Annotated in this window: 21 protein-coding genes; 9 read left to right on the forward strand and 12 right to left on the reverse strand. The window is 74.0% G+C overall.

From position 1 onward, the window contains the following. The first annotated feature begins 51 nt into the window (after nucleotides 1-51). Complete coding sequence (locus EDF38_RS14010; RefSeq protein WP_123356441.1) at nucleotides 52-570, forward strand: SRPBCC family protein; 519 nt, start codon at nucleotides 52-54, stop codon at nucleotides 568-570. Nucleotides 571-683: 113 nt separating this feature from the next. On the opposite strand, the gene EDF38_RS14015 is transcribed toward EDF38_RS14010, so the two are convergent. The 3 genes from EDF38_RS14015 to EDF38_RS14025 all read right to left on the reverse strand — a co-directional run bounded on the left by EDF38_RS14015 (nucleotide 684) and on the right by EDF38_RS14025 (nucleotide 4460). Further along, a complete protein-coding gene (locus EDF38_RS14015; RefSeq protein WP_123356443.1) occupies nucleotides 684-3209 on the reverse strand; it encodes a glycoside hydrolase family 3 protein in 2526 nt (841 codons plus the stop codon). A gap of 175 nt (nucleotides 3210-3384) precedes the next feature. Next, a complete protein-coding gene (locus EDF38_RS14020; protein WP_123356445.1) occupies nucleotides 3385-3996 on the reverse strand; it encodes a TetR/AcrR family transcriptional regulator in 612 nt (203 codons plus the stop codon). After that, the gene (locus EDF38_RS14025; RefSeq protein WP_123356447.1) at nucleotides 3993-4460 is read right to left on the reverse strand and encodes a helix-turn-helix domain-containing protein; all 468 of its coding nucleotides are present in this window, start codon (nucleotides 4458-4460) and stop codon (nucleotides 3993-3995) included. The genes EDF38_RS14020 and EDF38_RS14025 overlap by 4 nt, the downstream gene beginning before the upstream one ends. Nucleotides 4461-4552: 92 nt before the next feature. Here EDF38_RS14025 and EDF38_RS14030 point away from each other — a divergent pair, with 92 nt between their 5' ends. Together EDF38_RS14030 and EDF38_RS14035 are read left to right on the forward strand one after the other, a co-directional pair. Further along, nucleotides 4553-5203, forward strand: coding sequence for an NAD(P)-dependent oxidoreductase (locus EDF38_RS14030; RefSeq protein ID WP_123356448.1), 651 nt, complete (start codon nucleotides 4553-4555; stop codon nucleotides 5201-5203). Nucleotides 5204-5323: 120 nt separating this feature from the next. Then, on the forward strand, nucleotides 5324-5779 hold the full coding sequence (locus tag EDF38_RS14035) for an SRPBCC family protein (RefSeq protein WP_123356450.1): 456 nt from the start codon (nucleotides 5324-5326) through the stop codon (nucleotides 5777-5779). Between the two features lie 156 nt (nucleotides 5780-5935). On the opposite strand, the gene EDF38_RS14040 is transcribed toward EDF38_RS14035, so the two are convergent. The 4 genes from EDF38_RS14040 to EDF38_RS14055 form a co-directional block, all read right to left on the reverse strand. Beyond that, the gene (locus tag EDF38_RS14040) at nucleotides 5936-6598 is read right to left on the reverse strand and encodes an SDR family oxidoreductase (RefSeq protein WP_123356452.1); all 663 of its coding nucleotides are present in this window, start codon (nucleotides 6596-6598) and stop codon (nucleotides 5936-5938) included. A gap of 208 nt (nucleotides 6599-6806) precedes the next feature. Further along, complete coding sequence (locus tag EDF38_RS14045; protein ID WP_148061506.1) at nucleotides 6807-7253, reverse strand: hypothetical protein; 447 nt, start codon at nucleotides 7251-7253, stop codon at nucleotides 6807-6809. A gap of 9 nt (nucleotides 7254-7262) precedes the next feature. Continuing rightward, entirely contained in the window at nucleotides 7263-7772 is a 510-nt protein-coding gene (locus EDF38_RS14050) for a hypothetical protein (RefSeq protein WP_123356456.1), read from the reverse strand. Next, on the reverse strand, nucleotides 7754-9061 hold the full coding sequence (locus EDF38_RS14055) for an MFS transporter (protein ID WP_123356458.1): 1308 nt from the start codon (nucleotides 9059-9061) through the stop codon (nucleotides 7754-7756). Before EDF38_RS14055 ends, EDF38_RS14050 begins: the two co-directional genes overlap by 19 nt. A gap of 23 nt (nucleotides 9062-9084) precedes the next feature. Between EDF38_RS14055 and EDF38_RS14060 the strand changes: the two genes are divergently transcribed. Then, nucleotides 9085-9663, forward strand: coding sequence for a TetR/AcrR family transcriptional regulator (locus EDF38_RS14060; RefSeq protein ID WP_123356460.1), 579 nt, complete (start codon nucleotides 9085-9087; stop codon nucleotides 9661-9663). A 198-nt stretch (nucleotides 9664-9861) separates the two neighbouring features. Here EDF38_RS14060 and EDF38_RS14065 read toward each other — a convergent pair whose 3' ends face one another. From EDF38_RS14065 to EDF38_RS14080, 4 genes are all read right to left on the reverse strand, one after another. Continuing rightward, nucleotides 9862-11790, reverse strand: coding sequence for a PTS mannitol transporter subunit IICBA (locus tag EDF38_RS14065; RefSeq protein WP_123356462.1), 1929 nt, complete (start codon nucleotides 11788-11790; stop codon nucleotides 9862-9864). Nucleotides 11791-11857: 67 nt separating this feature from the next. Next, nucleotides 11858-12652 carry a sorbitol-6-phosphate dehydrogenase subunit gene (locus EDF38_RS14070; RefSeq protein WP_123356464.1) on the reverse strand — a complete coding sequence of 265 codons (795 nt, stop codon included), beginning with the start codon at nucleotides 12650-12652 and terminating at the stop codon, nucleotides 11858-11860. Between the two features lie 58 nt (nucleotides 12653-12710). After that, the gene (gene hxlB / locus EDF38_RS14075; protein ID WP_123356465.1) at nucleotides 12711-13268 is read right to left on the reverse strand and encodes a 6-phospho-3-hexuloisomerase; all 558 of its coding nucleotides are present in this window, start codon (nucleotides 13266-13268) and stop codon (nucleotides 12711-12713) included. Then, on the reverse strand, nucleotides 13265-13999 hold the full coding sequence (locus EDF38_RS14080) for a ribulose-phosphate 3-epimerase (RefSeq protein ID WP_123356468.1): 735 nt from the start codon (nucleotides 13997-13999) through the stop codon (nucleotides 13265-13267). Before EDF38_RS14080 ends, hxlB begins: the two co-directional genes overlap by 4 nt. Nucleotides 14000-14139: 140 nt before the next feature. Between EDF38_RS14080 and EDF38_RS14085 the strand changes: the two genes are divergently transcribed. Further along, nucleotides 14140-15426, forward strand: coding sequence for an ROK family protein (locus EDF38_RS14085; RefSeq protein ID WP_123356470.1), 1287 nt, complete (start codon nucleotides 14140-14142; stop codon nucleotides 15424-15426). A gap of 66 nt (nucleotides 15427-15492) precedes the next feature. On the opposite strand, the gene EDF38_RS14090 is transcribed toward EDF38_RS14085, so the two are convergent. Then, on the reverse strand, nucleotides 15493-16368 hold the full coding sequence (locus EDF38_RS14090) for a Rieske (2Fe-2S) protein (RefSeq protein WP_123356472.1): 876 nt from the start codon (nucleotides 16366-16368) through the stop codon (nucleotides 15493-15495). 133 nt (nucleotides 16369-16501) lie between these two features. On the opposite strand from EDF38_RS14090, the gene EDF38_RS14095 reads away from it, so the two are divergent. From EDF38_RS14095 to EDF38_RS14110, 4 genes are read left to right on the forward strand one after another with little or no spacing between them, the layout of a single operon-like run. Next, nucleotides 16502-17863 (forward strand): nuclease-related domain-containing protein, encoded by a 1362-nt coding sequence (locus tag EDF38_RS14095; protein ID WP_123356474.1) that lies wholly within the window; start codon nucleotides 16502-16504, stop codon nucleotides 17861-17863. A 53-nt stretch (nucleotides 17864-17916) separates the two neighbouring features. Then, complete coding sequence (locus EDF38_RS14100; protein WP_123356476.1) at nucleotides 17917-18936, forward strand: helix-turn-helix transcriptional regulator; 1020 nt, start codon at nucleotides 17917-17919, stop codon at nucleotides 18934-18936. Next, a complete protein-coding gene (locus tag EDF38_RS14105) occupies nucleotides 18933-19340 on the forward strand; it encodes a cupin domain-containing protein (protein ID WP_123356478.1) in 408 nt (135 codons plus the stop codon). Before EDF38_RS14100 ends, EDF38_RS14105 begins: the two co-directional genes overlap by 4 nt. Beyond that, complete coding sequence (locus EDF38_RS14110) at nucleotides 19337-20536, forward strand: MFS transporter (RefSeq protein ID WP_233572474.1); 1200 nt, start codon at nucleotides 19337-19339, stop codon at nucleotides 20534-20536. The genes EDF38_RS14105 and EDF38_RS14110 overlap by 4 nt, the downstream gene beginning before the upstream one ends. Nucleotides 20537-20539 lie beyond the last annotated feature (3 nt).

Below are 20539 nucleotides of genomic sequence, written 5' to 3' on the forward strand. Positions count from 1 at the left end.
CGACCTGTCCTGAGGACCCGTCGCCTCGGCCGACGCCTCCGAATGGGGGACATGACGACGACAGTCAGCGCGACCCGCGAGGGCGTGACCACGGCCCCGGTCGAGCGGGCCTTCCGGATCGGCACGCCCCTCACCCCCGTGGGGTTCTACCCGAGGTCGGGTCCCCTCCCGGCGGTCGTCGCGGTGCACGACCAGACCGGTGCGTGGGACGCCCCCGGGCAGACCCGCCGGCTCGAGCTCTCCGGCGGGGGCGCCGTGGTCGAGACCCTGGTGCGCGTCGAGCCGCCCGGTCCAATCGACCACACGGGCACCTTCGTCTACGAGCTCACCGACTTCCGCGGCCCGCTGCGCCTCCTCGTCCGCGGCGGCATCGCCGAGTGGTGGTACAGCGCCGGCGGGGCGAGCGACGGCTCCACGCAGGGCCGCGGCACCCGCATCTCGTGGCGGTACACCTTCCACGCGAGGGCCGGCGCCGGGGTCGCGGTGCACGCCATCGTGGTCGTCTTCTGGGGCCCGTACATGAACCGCGTGCTGCGCGGCATCGTGGCCGAGCTCGACCGCCGCGCCTGACCCGGGCCACGACGGGCGGGTCGTCCGGCGACGCCCGGGCCCCGCGGCGTCGCGACGCGACCGCACGAGGAGGCGCGGGGCGCTGATGCGCACCCAACGCCTCCCCGGGGCGGTCAGTCCCCGGCGCCCGCGGCCCGGCGGCGGCGCAGCAGCACCAGCCCCGTGCCGAGGAGCAGGAGCAGCACGCCAGTGCCGACGATCGGCCAGGCGGTCTCGCTGCCGGTGTAGGCCAGCGGGTCGCCCGAGGCGGCCGCCGCGGCGGTCACGACGCGGAGGTCGTCCCAGCCGTACAGCGAGCCGTCGGCCGCCTGCACCACGACGCGGTGGGCGCCGAGCGCGGCGTCGGCCGGCACCGTGACGCGGATCGTGCCCGCGGTCGAGGCCTCGGCCGTGGTCAGCGCGACCGGGTCGGAGTGCAGCCAGACCGAGAAGGTCGAGCCGGCCGCGGCGTCGCCGAGGTCGACCGTGATCGTCTCGGAGCGCTGGGCGCTCGAGGGCACCGTGACCGGCCCGCGGGTCGCGTCGGTGAGCAGCGCGTCGTCGATCGGCGTGACGCCGGCGGTCGGCGTCGTGCCCGGCTCGGTCGGCACCGGGGTCGGCTCGGTCGAGGGACCGGGCGACGGCTCGGGCGACGGGCCGGGGGTCGGCTCGGTCCCGGTCTCGTCGTACGCCAGGCCGAAGCCGTAGGCGAACAGCGGGGTCGCCGTGTCGTTCGGCACGTCGGGCAGCTGCGCGGCGACCTCGTCCATCGACGACGGCAGCTCGAAGGGCAGGCGCCCCTCGGGGGCCGACTCGCCGGTCACGACGTCGAGCAGCGCCTCGTCCGAGACGCCGTACGCGCCGATGACCGCGTCGCTCTGCTCCACGACGTTCCCGAGCACGAGCGGACGCGACAGCTGCGGCACGGCGATGGTCACCGCGCCCGCGGCGTGGGCCGCGGCGAGCGCCGAGAAGTCGGCCTCCTCGCCCGTGAAACCGAGGTCGGTGAGGTCGTCGCCGCCTCGGGGGTCGGTCAGGCGCACGATGGCGACGTCCGCCTCCTCGGGGGTGTCGACCGGCGTCATGCCCGCGGCGACCGCGGCGTCGGCCGCGACCCCGTACAGGTAGACGGTGGGCGACTCGCCCTCGACCGGCGTCAGCGGCAGCACCGCGTCGTCGTTCGAGAGCAGGGTCAGCGAGCGGGCCTGGTCGGCGAGCGCGACGGCGCGGGAGGCGTCGCTGCCGACGATCTCGGCGGCGGCGGCCGGGTCGACGTACGGGTCCTCGAAGAGACCGAGCTCGAACTTCTGCTCGAGCACGCGCTGGGCGGCCTCGACGACGCGGCCCTCGGTGAGGAAGCCCTCCTCGACGGCCTGCACGATGTACTGCGGCTGGTCGCTGCCGCCGATGATGTCGACGCCGGCGTTGATCGCGCTGGCGTAGCGCTCGGGCAGCGTGAGGTCCTCGACGCCCCAGGGCATGCCCGCGCCCCACGGGCCGACGAACGAGGCCGGGGGCTGGTTGTCGAGGCACTCCTGCGGGCAGTCGTTGGCGATGCCCCAGTCGGAGGTGATGACGCCGTCGAAGCCGTACTGGCCGCGCAGCAGGTCCTGCAGGAGGAACTCGTTGTGCCCCGCGCCGACCTGCTCGATGACGCCGTCGCCGAGGTCGAGGTCCTGCAGGATCGAGTACGTCGGCATGATGCCCGCGGCGTCGACGTCGAACGCGCCCTCGTAGGGCACGACGTGCTCGTCGAAGTTCCCGCCGGGGAAGGCCGCGTAGCGCCCGTAGTAGTAGTGGCTGTCGTAGCCGTTCACCTGGGCGCCGTAGCCGACCCAGTGCTTGACGACGGTCGCGACGCCCTCGTCGGTGATGCCGTCGGTGCCGCCCTGCAGGCCCTCGACGTAGGCGCGCACCTGCTCTTTGACGGTCTCGCCGACCGAGCCGAAGGTGCCGTTCTGGCGGGTCCAGCGCGGCTCGGTGCTGAGGTCGGCCTGGGGCGAGAGCGCCTCGGTGATGCCGACGGCGCGGTACTCGTCCGAGATGATGCGGCCCATCTCGAGGGTCGCCTCGGGGTCGCCGACGGCGCCCATGCCGATCGCGTCGGGGAAGGGCGTGAAGTCGGCGTTCGACACCGTCTGCCCCTCGGTGACGCTGAACCCGTTGCGCGGGTCGGTGCTGATCTTGAGCGGGATGCCGAAGGGCTCCGCCTCGGCGGCCTCCTGCAACTGATTGTGCTGGTCGGCCAGCACGTCGGCGCCGACGCTGAGGCGCGAGATGTACGTGCTGATGTGGCCGTCCTGCAGCAGCGGGTCGAACGCCGCGCGGTCGTACGCACCGCGGCCCGTGAGGCTCGCGTGCATGAGCAGGCCCGCGCGCTGCTCGAGGTCGAGCCGCGACACGAGGTCGGCGGCGCGCTCGTCGGCGGTGAGCCGCCAGTCCTCGTAGGGCGTGAGGTCGCCGCTGCGGTCGAGGTCGCGGAACTGCAGCCCGTCGACGCTGATGATCTCGGTCGACCTCGACTCGAGCTCGGGCTGGTCGGCGGCGACGGCGGCCGGTGCCGGTGTCGCCGCGAGGGCGAACGAGGCGACGAGCGCCCCTCCCGCCGTCACGCCGAGCGCCCGGCCCCTGCGGCCGGTCGCGTGCGTCAGTGATCGCATCTCTACTCCTTCGTAGGTGTCCCGCCCCCATCGGAGGGACACAGCAGAGCTAAAGGCAGCGTTCGGTGAAAGTCAAGGGGACTTCAGGAACTGCGCGACCGCCCGGGCGCGACCGGGCCTCCCCCGGCGACCAGGAGGCGCGGGTCGGCTCCCCCGCCCCGCTCGCGCCACGCGATCAGAGCGACCGCCGCACCGCCTCGACCACGAGGGCGAAGTCGGCGCTCATCGCCGACCGCGCCCCCGTCAGCTGCTGGAACTGCAGCCCGTCCATGACGGCCATGAGCACGCGCGCGACGCCGGCGACCTCGTCGTCGGACCACGCGCCTCCCTCGGTGCGGAGCGTGCGGAGGTGCCCGGCGAGGCTCTCGCCGATCGAGTCGTACCGCTCGGCCATGCGCTCGCGCAGCGGGTGGTCGAGGGCCACGCTCTCGCCGAGCAGCACCGAGAAGAGGCGCGACCAGGCGGGGTCGCCGGCGTTCTGCGCCACGAGGTGCTCGAGCGCGTCGAGGTGGTCGGCCCCGGGGCGCTCGTCGGCGGCGATGATCGACCGGCCGCGGTCGCGCGCGTCGGTGAGCACCGCCTCCAGCACGTCCTCCTTCGAGGCGAAGTGGTAGAGCAGGCCGGCGTGGGTGACGCCGGCGCGGCCGGCGATCGCGGCCATCGTCGCGCCGCGGAAGCCGGTCTCGGTGAACAGGGCGCGCGCCGCGTCGAGGATGTCGAGGCGCCGCTGCACGCCGCGGCTGTTGGGCACGGGGGCCGGGGCCGGGGCGGGGGCGGGGGCGCTCATGCGGCGTCGGGGGTCGGCTCGTGCTGCTCGTCGTAGCCGCGCTGCGCGTCGGCGACCCCGCCGAAGTGCTCGACGGCCCAGCGCTCGAGGGCGCGGAGCGGCTCCTGCAGGGTGCGGCCGGCGGGCGTCAGGTCGTACTCGACGCGCGGCGGCACCTCGGCGTAGACCGTGCGGGTGACGAGCCCGTCGCGCTCGAGGCCCCGGAGCGTCTGGGTCAGCATCTTCTGCGAGACGCCGTCGACCGCGCGGCGGATCTCGGAGAACCGCCGCGGCCCGCCGCCGAGGGTGCCGACGACCAGCACCGTCCAGCGGTCGCCGATGCGGTCGAGCAGGCGACGGCTCGGGCAGCCGGCGGCGTAGGGGTCGAGGTCGTCGAGGGTCCAGGTCCGGTCGGCGGGCGCGGCCTGGCCGGTCGCTGCGGCCGGGCCGGCCGGGGGCGCCTGGTCGGTCGCTGCGGCGTTCATGGTTACCACGAGGTGCCTACTTCCCATCGGTGACTGTCGCGCTTAGCGTAGCCGTGCAGCACCGTCCCCACCATCATCAGAAGGAGAACGCCATGAGCACCATCACCGTCGTCGGAGGGACCGGCTACGCCGGCAGCGCCATCGTCCGGGAGGCCGCCCGCCGCGGTCACGACGTGGTCTCGTTCAGCCGCACCCTGCCCGCCGACGACGCGCGGGTCGAGGGCGTCCGCTACGAGACGGGCTCGATGCTCGAGGCCGAGGCGCGCCTCCGTGCGGTCTCCGGGTCGGACGTCGTCGTGTCGTCGCTGTCGCCCCGCGGCGAGCTCGACGGCAAGATCCTCGAGGCCGACCTCGCGCTGGCGGCCCTCGCGGCCGAGCACGGCGTGCGCCTCGGCGTCGTCGGCGGCTTCAGCTCGCTCCGCCTCGAGGAGGGCGCGCCCCGCATCGCCGAGACCGACGCGATCCCGGCCGAGTACGCCGGCGAGGCCCGTCAGATGAACGCCGTGCTCGGCGAGCTGCTGGCGCAGCCCGAGCCGCTCGACTGGTTCTTCGTCTCGCCCGCCGAGCAGTTCGGCGCCTACGCCCCCGGGGAGGCGCGGGGCGAGTACCGCACCGGGGCCGACGTCGCCTTCTACGACGCCGACGGCACCTCGGCGGTCAGCGGCGCCGATTTCGCCCTCGCGATCGTCGACGAGGTCGAGACGCCGACCCACCGCCGCGCCCAGTTCAGCGTCGCGTACTGACCCGAGCGGTGCCGGCCGGCGCCGTCCCCCTCCTCCACCGCACCTGGGAGCCGCCCGGCGTCCCCGGCCTACCGTCGACCTCACCGCACACCTGAGAACGACAGCAAAGAGGAGCACCCCATGGCACAGGCCATCGAAGCCATCGACGTCGACGTCCCCGTCTCGACCGCGTACAACCAGTGGACCCAGTTCGAGTCCTTCCCGAAGTTCCTCGACGAGGTCGAGAGCATCACGCAGACCACCCCCACCCTGACGGTGTGGAAGGTCAAGGTCGGTCCGGTCGAGAAGACGTTCGAGGCCGAGATCACCGAGCAGCACCCCGACGAGCGCGTCGCCTGGACCAGCACCGGCGGCGAGGTCGACCACGCGGGCGTCGTGACGTTCCACAAGCTCTCCGACACGACGACGCGCGTCACCGTGCAGATCGACTGGACCCCCGAGGGCTTCCTCGAGAAGGTCGGCGGATCGCTCGGCGCCGACAACCACGCCATCAAGAAGGACCTGAAGAACTTCAAGGAGTTCATCGAGTCGCAGGGCACCGAGACCGGTGCCTGGCGCGGAGACGTGCAGGCGTAGCCAGCCGCACCTCGCAGCACCCGACGCCCCGGCGTCGGACCGCGACCCCACGAGGAGGCGCGGTGCCGGTCGTCCCGGCACCGCGCCTCCTCGTCCGCGTCCGGCCGCGCACCGCGGGGCCCGGGCCCGCGCGTCGGCCCCGAGTCCGCGTCCGGCTCAGGCGAGCGGCTCGGCGTAGACGCGGAAGTCGCCGCGCTCGTCGTGCATCGTCCAGATGAGGTCGGCCAGGGCCTCGGGCGAGTGCGACTCCTCGCCGTCGCCGATGCCGAACGGGATGATGAGCTGGCCCACGTGGATGTCCTCGGGGGCGAGCGCGTCGTGCAGCAGCTGGCCGTAGGCGCTGAGCCCCGCGAACGCGACCGAGGTGCCCGTCACGGTCGGCCCGGGGCGCACCGCGCTGCCGCCGTTGATGAGCAGGATCGAGCCGTGCCCGACCGAGCGCATGCCCGGGATCACCTGGTGCGCCGCGGTCACGGCGCCGTAGACCGAGAACTCGATCGGGCCGACGAGGTCGGCGGCGACGGTCTCGAGCACGGGTCGCATGTACTCCTTGGCGGGCAGCGGGCTGTACTGCAGCACCTCGACGCGGCCGAGGCGCTCGTCGGCGCGCTCGAGCGCGGTCGTCAGCGAGGCGGCGTCACGGACGTCGGCGGCGAAGCCCTCGGCCGTGACCCCGTCGGCGCGGAGCTCGTCCGCGAGCGCGTCGAGCCTCTCCTGGCTGCGGGAGATGAGCGCGACGGAGAACCCCTCGCGGCCGAAGCGGCGGGCGACGGCGGCGCCGAGGCCGGAGCCGGCTCCGATGATGGCGATGGTGGTCATGGGTGTCCTCCTCGGTCGGGGCCCGCTCGCGATGAACCGTGTTCCGATCGATGAACCGCGAAGCTTCGCGGTTCATCGATCGGAACGCGGCTCGAGGCGGGAACGGCGCCCGGGCAGTGAGGGTCAGACGGTATGCCCGGGCCCCGGGGCGCGATCCAGCCGGTGCGCGCGGCGGACGCGTGCGGGCGTGCAGCGGACACGTGCGGGCTCACCAGCCGAGGTGCTCGACCCCGTCGAACGGCGTGAGCGTCGACCACCCCGGGCCGGCCGGTCCGAGGTAGAGGCGCACGGGACGGTCGACGTCGAGGGGGTCGCCGTCGGCGTAGGGAGAGCTCGGGCCGCAGGTGTCCGGGGTCGAGATCACCCGGATCGTCTCGCCCGGCGTCGCGTCGCCCTGCTCGACCGTCTCGACGACGACCTCGTAGGCGTGGGCGTCGACGCCGAGCAGCACCTCGGTGCCGTCCCGCGTCACCGACTCCGACGTGATGACGATGTCGGCGGCGTCGCTCATCTCCTGCGCGCCGGTGAAGTCGACCCAGTCGGCGCACGAGGCGGCGGTGCTCGGCGAGCTGCACGAGCTCACGGCGACGACGAGCGCCGAGGCGACCACCGCGCCGAGCACGGTGCGCCTCGTCCTCCGGTCACCTGCGTCCATCCCCGCAGCCTAGGAGCCGGAGGCCCGGCCGCGCCCGCGCGCCCGCAGCACGTCGACCACCACCGCGCCGACGAGCGCGGCCCCGCCGACGACGGCCAGCACCGTGCTCGAGCGCGCGAAGTCCGAGCCGAGCGGCCAGGGCCGTCCGCCCACCCGGCGCGCCGCGAGGTCGTGGACGAGCTGCACCATCGAGCCGAGGCACGCCGTCTCGTCGCCCTCGCCGTGCAACGCCCACTCGGGGGCGACGACGCCGCCGCCGAGCACCGACACGTCGCCGTCGTGGGCGTCGAACCACACGTCGACCGCGGCGCGACGCGGCCAGCGCAGCACCAGCACCCGGGTCTGCCAGCCGGCCCGGCTGACGAGGCCGTCCTCCGACTCGTCGCCCACCCAGGAGTGGACCAGCCGCACGGCCCCGTCCTCCTCGGCCGCCGCCGCGTCGAGGCCGCGTCGCAGCCGGTCGACGAAGGGCGGGCGCGTGGGCTCGGGGATCGGGACGGTCACGGCGCCGGTGTGCATGCAGCCAGTCTGCGCCCGGCCGCCCGCCCTCCGCCCTGCGCCGCCCGCCCCCACGGCACCGCTGCCCCGGCGAGCGCGACCCCCGCGGCCACGACGAGCGCCGCGAGGTACCCCGCCGGCCCGACGATCGCGCCGACGACCACGACCCCCGCGGCCTGGCCGAGCACGAGCACGACGAAGAGCAGCGACGTCCCGGAGGGGGCCCGCTCGGGGTCGATCGCGGTCGTGCCCGCGATGAGTGCCCCGGTCGCCGCGGTGTAGCCCCAGCCGAAGAGGGCGCAGGCGGCGAGCGCCGCGACGGTGCTGCCCGGTGCCGTCGCCAGCACCCCCGTGCCGAGGGCGACCCCGGTCGTGGTGAGCAGCCAGGCCGTCCGTGGCCCCCGTCGGCCGAGCAGCGGAGCCGTCGCGATCACCGCCGCGCCGCCGAGCCCCAGCGCGATCCACGCCCCGACCGACACCGTGTCGCCCGCGCCGGCGTCGACGAGCAGCGCGCGCCCGTAGTTCCAGACGCCCGCCGACCCCGCCCCGAGCAGGAACGCCGCGATCACGAGGCCGGCGTGCCGCCCGAGCCACGACCGCGAGGCCCCCGCCGGAGGCGCGGCGCCCGCACCCGGGACCGCCGGCACCCCGGCCCGGTCGCCTCGTGCCCCGGCCTGCACGTCGGCCGCGCGCTCGGCGACCGCAGCGGGTGCGGGGGACGGCACCGCGCCTCCGGCGCTCGCTCCCGGGTCGAGCACGAGCACGGCCGTCGCGGCGGCGATCGTCACGACGGCGACGACGGCCCAGGCGAGTCGCCAGTCGGGCAGCAGCACGAGGGCGAGCACGCCGGCGCCGACGAGGCCCGGGCCCGTCCCGGCGTTGACGATCGCCTGGCTTCGGGCGACGGCGGGCTCGGCGACCGTGCGGCGGACGATGCTGACCAGCGCGGGCGAGGCGAGCCCGGCCCCGGTCGACCCGACGACGGCCGCGACGGCGAAGACGGCCACCGAGGCGGACGATGCCATGCCGGCCGCTCCCCCGGCGGCGGTGAGGCCGGCCGCGACGACGAGGGTGCGCGGGCGGCCCGCCGCGAGGAAGAAGCCCGCGACCGCGCCGGCGACGTAGGCGAGCGAGGCGCCCGAGCTGACCACGCCGGCGGTCGCGGCGTCGAGGTCGAGGTCGCGCTGCACGTCGGGCAGGAACAGCCCGAACGCGAGCCGCACGAGCCCGTACGTGGCGGCGACGAGCGACGTGGCGGAGGCGAGCAGGGCCGTCGTGCGGCCCGGCCAGAACGAAAACGTGCGTTTCATGTTCGTCAGCCTAGGCTCGTGTCATGGCCATCCGCGCGTCCTCCGAGCAGAAGCTCCTCGACGCGGCCGACGAGCTGTTCTTCACGCGGGGCATCGCGGCCACCCCGGTCGACGCCGTGCTCGAGCGCGCCGGCGTCTCGTCCGCGACCCTCTACCGCGCCTACGACAGCAAGGAGGCGCTGGTCGCCGCCGCCCTCGACCGTCGCCACGCCGCCTGGCTGGGCGTGTGGGACGACGCGGTCGCGGCCGCGCGCACCCCTCGCGCGCGGCTCCTCGCCGTGTTCGACGCGCTCGACGCCTTCCGGGAGAGAGCGGACGGGGCGCGGTGGTGCGCCTTCCTCGGGTCGGCGGCGGAGTACGTCGAGCCCCCCGCGGAGCTGCGGCGGGCCGTCGACGTCGACACCGAGTCGCTGCGGTCGCGGCTGCGCGAGGCCGCGGTGCCGGTCGTCGGCGCGGGTCGCGCCGGGACGCTCGCCGACGAGCTGCTGCTCGTCGTCACCGGCTACCTCGCGATGCGCCTGCGCGACCCGGGGCACCGGTCGGCGACGGCCCGGGCGGTCGCGGCGGCGCTCGTCGACGCGGCGGCGGGGCCGACGACGTAGTCGTCCGGGGCCCGGCGCGCCGTGTCGCGTCACGTTCCGCGCACCACGTCGCGGAAGAACGTGACGCGACGCGCAGACCGTGACGCGACGCCGGCACCCCCGCGACACCCGCACCACGCGGCACGACGCGACGACCGCGGGAGGCGCGGTGCCGGCCTCCCGCGCACCGCGCCTCCCCCGAGCACCTCCGTCGTCTCGCTAGGCGTCGACCGTGGTCGCGGTGAGGATCGCGACGATCTCGTCGGGGGTCGTGGCGCGGCGCATGCGCTCCACTTGGTCTTCGTCGGAGCAGACCTGGGCGATCCGGCTGATGATGTCGAGGTGCGAGCCGTCCTTGCCGGCGATGCCGATCAGCACGTACGCGACCTCGTCGCCGAAGGCGACCCCGTCGGGCACCTGCACGACCGAGATGCCCGACCTGAGGATCTCGTCGGCCGAGCCGTCGTCCCCGTGGGGGATGGCGACGTGGTTGCCGACGTAGACCGTCACCAGCGACTCGCGGCGGTGCATGGCGTCGACGTAGGCGGACGTCGCGTAGCCCTGCCGGACGAGGATCTCCCCGGCCGCCGTGATGGCCGCCTCCTTGTCGACGAACGAGCGTCCGAGCTCGACGTTCTCGCGCGAGAGGACGTCGGGGTCGACGGCGACGGGTGCCACCGGTGCCACCGGTGCCGCCGGCGCCGCCGAGGCCGCCGCTGCTCCGTTCGCCGTCCTGAGCACGTCGACGATCGCGTCGAACTGGGTGGCCTCGACGAAGTTCGTGATCGCCATGAAGCGCACCGTGCCGTCGTCGTGCCGCTGCTTCGTGCGGTCCATGAGGTTCGTGTGGGTGACGATGAGGTCGACCCCCTTCGGGATCTCCTCGATCTTCGAGTTCGTCACGGTCACGTCGAGCATGGCTTTCCTGACCTTCGTGGCGAGGATGGACGCCCCCATGGCGCTCGACCCCATGCCGGCGTCGCAGGCGACGACGACGGTCCGGATCGGCTGGCCGGCGGTGCCGGCCGAGGCCAGGCCCGCGTTGATGCGGTCACGCTCGAGGGCGTCGCCCTCGGCTATCTCGTCGTCGTCGCCGCGGCGCTTGCCCGTCTTCAGCAGCAGGGCCGCCAGGAGGAAGGCGACCGCCATCCCGGCGAAGAAGCCGATCAGGTTGCCCGCCAACGCCCCCTTCGGCGTCAGGGCCAGCATGGCGAAGATGCTCCCGGGAGAGGGCGTGGCCACCGTCCCGCCGTCGAACAGCACGAACATCGACAGCGACGTGGCGATGCCGCCCATGGTCGCGAGGACGAGCTTCGGGTTCATGAGGACGAACGGGAAGTACACCTCGCCGATGCCGCCGACGCCGGCGATGAGCGCCGCCATCGGGGCCGTGCGCTTGGCGAGCCCCCGGCCGAACACGGTGATGGCGAGCAGGGTGCCCACCGACGGTCCCGGGTTCGCGTCGACCAGGAAGAGGATCGAGCGTCCCTGCTCCGCCACCTGCTGGATGCCGAGCGGCGCCATGATGCCGTGGTTGATGGCGTTGTTGAGGAACAGCACCTGACCCGGGGCCACCGGGATGGCCAGGAGCGGCAGCAGGTCGTTCGCCAGGATGAAGTTCACGCCCGCCGACAGGACCGCGAGCACGACGGCGAAGGCAGGGCCGATGGCGAGGTATCCGGCGACGACGATGACGAGCCCGAGGATGCCCATCGAGAAGTTGCTCACGAGCATCTCGAAGCCGGCCTTGACGCGGCTGGCGAAGAAGCGGTCGACCTGCTTGAGCAGGAAGGCCGCCAGCGGGCCCATGACCATGGCTCCGGCCAGCATCGTCACATCGGAGCCGACGATGACGCCCATGGTGGCGAGCGCTCCGATGGCCCCGCCGCGGGCGCCGTGCACGATGTGTCCGCCCGTGTAGCCGATCAGCAGGGGCAGGGCGTACGTGATGATGGGCGACACGAGGTTCGCGAGGTCGGCGTTCGGGAAGTATCCCGTCGGGATGAACAGGGCGGTCAGCAGCCCCCACGCGACGAAGACGCCGAGGTTGGGCATCACCATCCCGCTCAGGAAATTGCCGAATCGTTGGACGCGCTGCAGGATGCGGCGGTCTCGTCGGGGATGAACGTGCGTCGTTGCGATGTCCATGAGCTGCCCTCCAAGGCGGGTGGTCTGTCGGAGTGGTGCAGGGCCCGTCGACGGCGACGGGCGGGGGTCAGCGGGACTTGCCGCCCGTGACGTTCAGCGTCGTGCCGGTGATGTAGCTGGCGTGGTCGGAGACCAGGTACGAGACGAGGTCGGCGATCTCGCCCAGCTCGCCGACGCGGCGCAGCGGGATCGAGGAGGCGTAGTCGTCGTCGATGAGGTCGGGGTCGAGACCGCGCGTGTAGGCCAGGGCGGCGTAGTTCGCGTCGCTGTTCATGGCGGTGCGCTTGTTGATGCCGGGCGCGACGCCGACGACGCGGATCCCGTGCTGGCCGAGCTCCTTGGCCCACGACCGGGTGAAGCCGTTCAGCGCGGCCTTGGTGGCGGCGTAGAGGCTCTGCCCTGCCGAGCCCTCGGCCCCGGCCTCCGACGAGATGTTGACGATGACGCCCGACTGCCGTTCGACGAAGTGGCGCGTCACGGCCTGGGCGCAGAGGAAGGGGCCCTTCTGGTTGACCCCGGTGATGAAGTCGAAGTCGGCCTCGGTCGCCTCGTACTCCGGCTTCTCGCCGTAGAAGTCGACCAGGAGGCGGGGGCGGTTGACGCCGGCGTTGTTGACCAGGGCGTCCACGTGGCCGTAGGTCTCGACGACGTCGGCGACGAGCGCCTCCACGCTGGCCTTGTCCGTCGTGTCGCAGGTGACGAACCGGTCGCTCCAGCCGGGCACGTCGTCGTTCGTCCGGAGGTCGGCGACGACCACGATCGCGCCGTTGGCGCGGAGGGTGGCCGAGATGCTCGCGCCGACGCCCGAGGCGCCGCCCGTGACGATGACGACCCTGCGGTCGAGGTCGATCCAGTTCTTCATGCTGTGGTCCTTCGGTGCTGGTAGCCGGAGCGGGTGGGGGTGGGGATCGGTGCGGCGATCACTCGAGGTTGGCGTGGTGCTGCCACAGGCTCGCGAGGTCGATGCCCTGCGAGTCGATGAGGGCGAGCGCGACCGAGTCGCCGAGGAGCAGCAGGCACTGCTCGAACAGGCTCGTCATCGGCTGCACCGAGCTGACCTCGGAACCCGACGAGAACTTCGTCTGGACGGGGATGCGGACGAAGACGTCGGCGTGCGCGGCCATCGAGCTCGACGGGTTCGCGCCGATGTGCGCGACCCGCGCGCCGATCGACTTGGCCTTCGCGGCGATGGCCAGGGGGATGGCGCTCTCGCCGCTCCCGGAGCCGACGACGAGCAGGTCGGCGGGCGTGATGGCCGGCTCGGTGACCTGGCCCACGACGACGGTGTCGACGCCGAGATGCCCCAGGCGCTTGGCCACGGACTCGAGGGCGAGGAGGACGCGTCCGACGCCGACGAAGAAGACGCGGTCGGCCTCGGCGATGCTGCGGCTGAGCGCGGCGACCTCGTCGTCGGACACGGCGTCGAGCGTCGCGGAGACCTCGGAGACGACGAGCGACTGTGCCTCGGAGAACTTCATCGGGCCACCGCCCCGACGACCTCGGTGGCGCTGACGGACGTCGCCGGCTCGGCCGCGGACGCCACGACCTCGTCGAGGCGCCGCTTGTTCTCGGCCAGGGTCGCCCCCGGGATGAAGAGGCCGGTGCTTCCGAGGACCAGGTTCGAGGCGCCGGCCCGGACGAGGTCGGGGATGGTGTCGAGCGACACCCGGCCGTCGACCTGGAGGTCGACCTGGGGCGCCTCGGAGTCGATCAGAGCACGCAGGCGATGCACCTTCTCGGCGGCGTACGGCACCTGGGTCTCGCTGCTCGAGGTGGCGTAGCCGGGGTTGATCAACATGGCGCAGACCATGTCGACCTGGGGCAGCACGTACTCGAGCACCGACAGCGACGTCGCCGGGTTGAGGGCGATGCCCGCGCGGGCTCCGGCGCGGCGGATGAGCGTGACGAGCCGGTCGACGTGGAGGGTGGGTTCGTGGTGGAACGTCACGCTCTCGAAGCCCATGTCGAGCACGGCGCTGACGAAGTACTCGTTGTTGGTCGACATGACGTGCGCGTCCATCGGCAACGACGTGACCTGGCGGAGCCGGGCGGCCGTGTCGAGCCCCATCGGCATGCTCGGGCTGAAGCTCCCGTCGATGATGTCGACGTGCAACGTGTCGATGCCGACGGCCTCGAGCTCCTCGACGGTCGCCTGGAGGTTGACCAGGTCGCCCGTCATGATCGACGCCGAGTAGGTGACTGGTCGCATGGCGGCCTGCCTTCCGTGTTCGTGGGGGTGCGGGAGGGACGGCCTGGTCGCCTGGGCGGCGACGCTGGACGGCCCGTGTGTCACAGTAGGAAAGAGAATTGAGCCGTTCAACGACGGATTAATGACGGATCGGGGCATTAATGACGGAACACGTCGGCGCGGGGCAGGCGTTGCCGCGGCTGGTCGCCCCGGCGAGGCCGAAGAACATCTCCGTGCTCACCGAGGACGTCCTGAGCGCCGTCGCACAGGCAGTCGCCGACCTGGGGGCTCCCAGCAAGGCCGACCTGGTGAGACACACGGGGCTGCCACGGTCCACGGTCAGCTCGCACGTCGACTGGCTGCTCAACCGGAACGTGCTGGTCCGCGTCGAGGGCGAGAAACGCATCGCCCGAGGACGGCCGGCGGAGGCCGTGGCCCTGAACGGCCATGCAGGCTGGGTCCTCGCCGTCGAGATGGGCGCGCTCAAGACGACGGCGGCCGTCGTCGACCTCGCCGGCGAGGTCCTCGCTCGTCGGCAGATCGAGCTGCCGGTCTCGCAGGACCCCGACTCGTACCTCGGCTCATTGACCGACCTGCTCCACGAGCTGACCGAGGAGGCCGCCGTCACGGCCGGACGCGCCGTGCCTCCGGCCAACTGGGTCGCGGCCATGGCCCTCCCCGCTCGCATCGACACGGAGACGCGCACCCCCCTGCGTCCCACGATCATGCCGACGTGGGACGGCTACCCGGTCGGGGCCGCCGTGGAGGAGCGGCTCGGCTGCCCCGCGCTGCTCGAGAACGACTGCAGCGTGCGGGCCCTGGGCGAGGCCGGCTTCCTCGGCCCGGAATACCTGCCGCTGATCTCGGTCCAGATCGGCACCGGCGTGGGCGCGGGGATCGTCGACAGCTCGGGCCTCATCATCCGCGGCGCGAACGGGGCGGCGGGCGACGTGGGCCACATCCCCTACTCCCGGGGAGGCGACGCCCTGTGCAGCTGCGGCTCCCGGGGCTGCGTCGAGGCCGTCGCGTCCGTCCCCGCGATGCTCGCCAAGATCGAGGCGGCCGGAGTCACCTGCAGCGACCCGACGCTGCGCGGCTCCGACCTGCTCCTGCGCCTCCTGCTCGAGGGAGACCCGGCGGTGACGCAGGCCATCGACGAGAGCGCCGAGGCCATCGGCGAGGTCGTCGCCTCGCTCTGCAACGTCATCAACCCCCGACGCGTGGTCATCACGAGCGCGCTGGCGAGCGTCGGCCACGAGCTCCTCGCCGGGGTCAGGAGCGCGGTCTACTCGCGCGCCCGCCCCCTGGCCACGAAGGACCTCGTCATCGACTACAGCCGCCTCGGCGCCGACGTGGGCATCGCGGGCGGCTATCTCATGGGTCGAGAGCACCTGCTGCAGCCGAGCTCGATCAAGGCCCTGCGCGTGGCCGATCCCGTCACCGGCTGAGGCCGGACGACCGCGGGAGGCGCGGTGCCGGCCTCCCGCGCACCGCGCCTCCCCCAGGTCCCGTCGTCAGCCCGCGTGCGGCAGCCGCGCCTCCAGCACGCCGTCGACGACGCGGGTCTCGAAGACGGGCTGCGGCGAGGTCGCCGGACCGTGCACCACCTCGCCCGTGCGGAGCGAGAAGACGCTGTCGTGCCAGGGGCAGGTGATGCAGGCCTCGCCTCCCTCGGTCGTGACCTCGCCCTGCGACAGGGGCGCCGAGAGGTGGCTGCAGACGTCGGAGAGCACGTCGACCCCGTCGCCGCGACGGAAGGCCGTGACCCGCTCGCCGTCGACCTCGTACTGCGTCAGCCGGCCCTCGGGCACGTCGTCGATCGGGGCGACCGGGTGCCAGCCGGGGCCGACGAGGTGCGGCAGCTCCTCCGCGTGGTTGGCGCCGACGGCCTGGCGGTAGGCGAGGTGGCCGCCGATGAAGCCGCCGAGACCGACGGCGCCGAGGCCCGCCCAGCCGAGCAGCTTCGCGCTGGTCTGCCTGCCGCGCAGCCGCTGCACGTACGACGCCCCGTAGAGGCCCGTCGCGACGAGGTTCGCGGCGGAGTGCACGAGGCCGACCCGCTTCTGCTGCTCGTGCGTGGCCGCCCAGTCGGCGAACCCGGCGAGCGCCGACGGCGTCACCGCGAGCAGCCCGACGGCGACGAGCCGGCGGGCGGCCACCTCCTGGCCGGGCATGGCGTCGAGGACGGCGGCGCTGATCCACGAGCCGGTGGGCACGAGCACGAGCACGGGGTGGAGCGGGTGCCCGGCGGGCACGCCGTGCAGCAGGTCGCGGAGCGCCCGCGGCTGCAGGGCGGCGTCGACGACGGCCTGCACCGTCGCGACGAGCGGGTCGAGCACCGTGGCGTTCTCGACGGCGGACAGGGCCTTGACGATCGGCAGTTCTCGCATGGGACGACTCCTTCGACGTGGGCGTGCGTGACCTGACCCAACTCCCGTCGGGCGGGCGCGGTCCGACCCCCGACCTCGCCCGCCCCCGGCGAGGGACGCCCGCCCGCGCCCTCGCGCGTGCTCTGCTGGTCGCATGACCCTCGACCAGCTCGTCCCGTGGATCGTCGCCGCCGCCCTCCTGGTCGTCGTGATCGTGCTCGCCCTCGTGTCCCGCCGTCGCCTGGGCGCCGCCCGGGCCGCCGCGCGGGCCGAGTCCGACGAGCAGTCGCGCCGGGCCCGCGAGCAGCAGGCCGCGCTCGAGGCCAGCCACGACCAGGCCCTCGCCCGCACCGGCGCCGAGGCCGCCCGCGAGAAGGAGGCCCTGGCCGCCGAGCGCGCCGCCGCCCTCGAGGAGGCGAAGCAGGCGCGCGCCCTCGTCGCCCACGGCCTCAAGTGGGAGGCGACGTCGCGCGAGCTCATCGCCGACGCGTGTCGTGAGGCCGGGGCGGACGTCGTCCTCCTCACCAACGTGGTGTTCGTGCCCGTGGTGAGCGGCGCCTCCGGACGGTTCGTCGCCCAGGTCGACCACGTGATCGTGGGCGAGACCGGCGCGCTCGTGGTCGAGAACAAGAACTGGCGCGGCATCGTCTTCGACGGCACGCTGCCGAGCACGGTCTTCCCGGCGTTCGGCGGCGTCGTGGACGAGGCCGAGCTGACGCCGCCGTTCGCGCTGCAGCTGGTCGACGACTCGCCGACCGTGCTGACGGTGCGGACGCACCAGGGCCGGAAGGCGCCCGCCGCGCAGGTCCGTCGCCAGGCGCAGCACCTCTCCGACAGGGTGCACGCCGAGCTCGGCGCCCGCTGCTGGTTCGACACGGCCGTGCTCTACTCGCACCCCCGTGCGACGGTCTACGCGACCGACCGCGACACCGCCGAGGGAGGCGCGTCCACCCCGATCGTCGCCACCCGCGCCCAGCTCGTGGCCCTGGTCCGCGAGCTGGCCGGACGCTCGACGAAGCGCCTCTCGCAGGCCCGCGTCGAGGACGTCACCGCGCTGCTCGCCTCGTACGGAGCCGACGTGCTGCGCTTCGGCTCCTTCGCCCAGGAGTCGCGCCCCGGCTCGTCCGTGCCGGTCGCCGCCGCCGAGCTGGTCGCCTCCGCCGAGCCCGTCGCGGCGGGCGAGCCCGAGCCCGAGCCCGACTCCGAGCCCCGGCGTGGGGACGACGAGCCCGCGGAGCCCGAGTCGGCCCCGACGGCCGCGGCCGCCCCCGGGTCAGCGTCGACCCCCGGGTCAGCGCCGGCCCCCGGTTCGGCACCGGCCCCGACGTCGACGCCCGGACCCGCGGAGGCACCCCCCGCCTCCCCCGCCCAGCCCGCGGAGGCGCGTCCCGCCCTCCCCAGGCCCCTGCCCGACCTGCGCACCGCGGCGACCCCCGGCCGCCCCCTCCTCCGCCCGGCCTCCGCCCCCGCCCCGGCCGCGCCCCCCGCCACCCCGGACGCCCCCGCCGCCCCCTGAGGTGTCCCACCAGGGCCACCCACCAGGGCACCCCTGCGTCGTAGCGTGAGGGCATGGCCATCCGAGACGACGTCCGCGAGTTCCTCATGTCGCGCCGTGCCCGCGTCACCCCCGAGGCCGTCGGCCTGCCCGGCGGCGGCAACCGGCGCGTGACGGGGCTGCGCCGCAGCGAGGTCGCCGCGGTCGCCGGCATGAGCGTCGAGTACTACTCGCGCATCGAGCGCGGCGCCATCGGCGGCGCCTCGGCCGCGGTGCTCGACGCGATCGCGCGGGCCCTGATGCTGACCGAGCCGGAACGCGACCACCTGATCGACCTGGCCCGCGCCTCCGACGGGTCCCCGGTCACCGGGCCGGGTCGCGCCCGCCGCGCGTCGAGGCCGGTCGAGCAGCGCCCGGCCCTGCGCTGGGCGATCGAGGCGATCACCGAGGGCGTCGCCGTCGTCCGCAACGCCCGCCAGGAGATCCTCGCCGCGAACGCCCTCGGCCGCGCCTTCTACGCTCCGGTGTTCGAGGGCGCCGAGCGCGCGGGGACGTCGCCGAACTTCGCGCGGTTCCAGTTCCTCGACCCGGCGTCGCACGACTTCTACCCCGACTGGCAGCGCTTCGCCGAGATGTGCGTGGCGAACATGCGGGCCGAGGCCGGGCGCGACCCGTTCGACCGCGGCATGCACGACCTGGTCGGCGAGCTGTCGACGCGGTCGGACACGTTCCGCAGCCTGTGGGGCGCCCACGACGTCCGCCGCCACGGCGCCGGCACGAAGCGGTTCTGCCACCCGCTCGTCGGCGAGCTGACGCTGGCGTACGAAGACCTCGGCGTCACGGCCGAGCCCGGCGTCACCGTGCTCGTCTACACCGCCGAGCCCGGCTCGCCGAGCGCCGACCGGCTGCGGCTGCTGGCGTCGTGGGCCGCGACCGACGAGGCCGAGGCACCGGCGATCGCGGGCAGCACCACCGCCCCGGGCACCACGACCACCGTGGGCACCGCCCGCACCCCGGTCCTCCGCGACCGGACCGAGTACCACCACGAACCCGATCACGATCACGAGCGCGACCACGGACAGGAGCAGTCATGAACATCGAGCCCATCGCCCCCAGCGTGAAGAACCCGCCCGAGATGTTCGTCGGCGACGTCTGGTTCGACCCGATCGTCGCGCCGCACGACGCCGACCAGCGCACGACCGTCGGGCTGGTGCGCTTCGCCCCCGGCGCCCGCACGGCCTGGCACTCGCACGCCCGCGGGCAGTACCTGCGCGTGACGCAGGGCACGGGCCGCTTCGGCACGCGCGACGGGCAGGTGCTCGAGGCGCACGCCGGGCAGACGGTCTACACGCCTCCCGGCCAGGAGCACTGGCACGCCGCCGGCCCCGACTCGTACATGGAGCACCTCGCGATCCTCGAGTCCGCCGACGACCCCGCGACGACGACCACCTGGCTCGAGCACGTCAGCGACGACGACCTGCAGGCGCCGCCCGCATGACGGAGGCGACAGCGCAGGAGGCGCGTCCCGCCTCCCCGGGGATGTCCCGCGGTCTCACCCTCCTCTTCGCCGTCGCCGGCGGAGCCGCGGTCGGCAACCTCTATTGGGCGCAGCCCCTGCTCGGCGTCATCGCCGACGACTTCGGCATGTCGACGAGCTCGGCCGGGCTCGCGGTCACGCTGACGCAGGTCGGGTACGCGCTGGGGGTGTTCTTCCTCGTGCCGCTCGGGGACGTGGTGGACCGCAAGAAGGCGATCCCCGTGCTGATGGGCGGGGCCGCCGTGGCGCTGCTCGCGACGGCCGCGGCACCGTCGTTCTCGGTGCTGCTGGCGACCCTGGCGCTGATCGGCGTGACGACGGTCGCAGGTCAGCTGATCACGCCCCTGGCCGGCGACCTGTCGACGGACGAGCAGCGCGGCCGGGTGCTCGGCACGGTCGCGTCGGGCCTCGTGCTCGGGCTGCTCGTGTCGCGGGCGATCAGCGGCATCGTGGCCGACCTGCTCGGCTGGCGCGCGGTCTACGTGGCGGCGGCGGTGATCATGGTGGTGCTGACGCTCGTCATGGCGCGGCGACTGCCGACCCTGCCCGCCCGGGGATCGGTGCCCTACGGGGCGCTGCTGCTGTCGGTGCTGAGGACCGTGCGCAGCCGCACGGTCGTCACGGTCATGCTGATCGGCTCGCTGACGATGTGCGTCTTCACGATGTTCTGGACCGGTCTCACGTACCTGCTCTCGGCCGACCCGTTCGGGTTCTCGGCGACGCAGATCGGGCTCGTCAGCCTGATCGGGGTGGTCGGGGCGGTCGCCGGGATGCAGGTCGGCAAGCTGTTCGACCGCGGCCTCGGGGTGCCGGCGATCGGGGTCGCGCTGTCGGTGATCCTCGTCGGTCTCGTGGTGTCGGGGCTGGGCTCGCGGCTCGCGCTGGTGATCTTCGCCTCGGTGGCCCTGTTCTCGGTCGGGGCGCAGGCGGTGCAGGTGCTGGCTCAGACGCGGATGCTGTCGATCGACCCCGCGGCCCGCAGCCGCCACAACACCGTGTTCATCGTCGGCAACTTCATCGGCGGCGCCGTCGGCTCCGCCCTCGCCGGCACCCTGTGGCAGGCGGGCGGCTGGCCGTTCGTCATGGTCGTCGCGGCGTGCCTGCCGGGCGCGGCCCTGACGGTCTGGGCCGTGCAGCGGCGGCGGGCGCTGGCCTAGCCG

This window comes from Frigoribacterium sp. PhB160 (genome assembly GCF_003751785.1).
Lineage (GTDB): Bacteria > Actinomycetota > Actinomycetes > Actinomycetales > Microbacteriaceae > Frigoribacterium.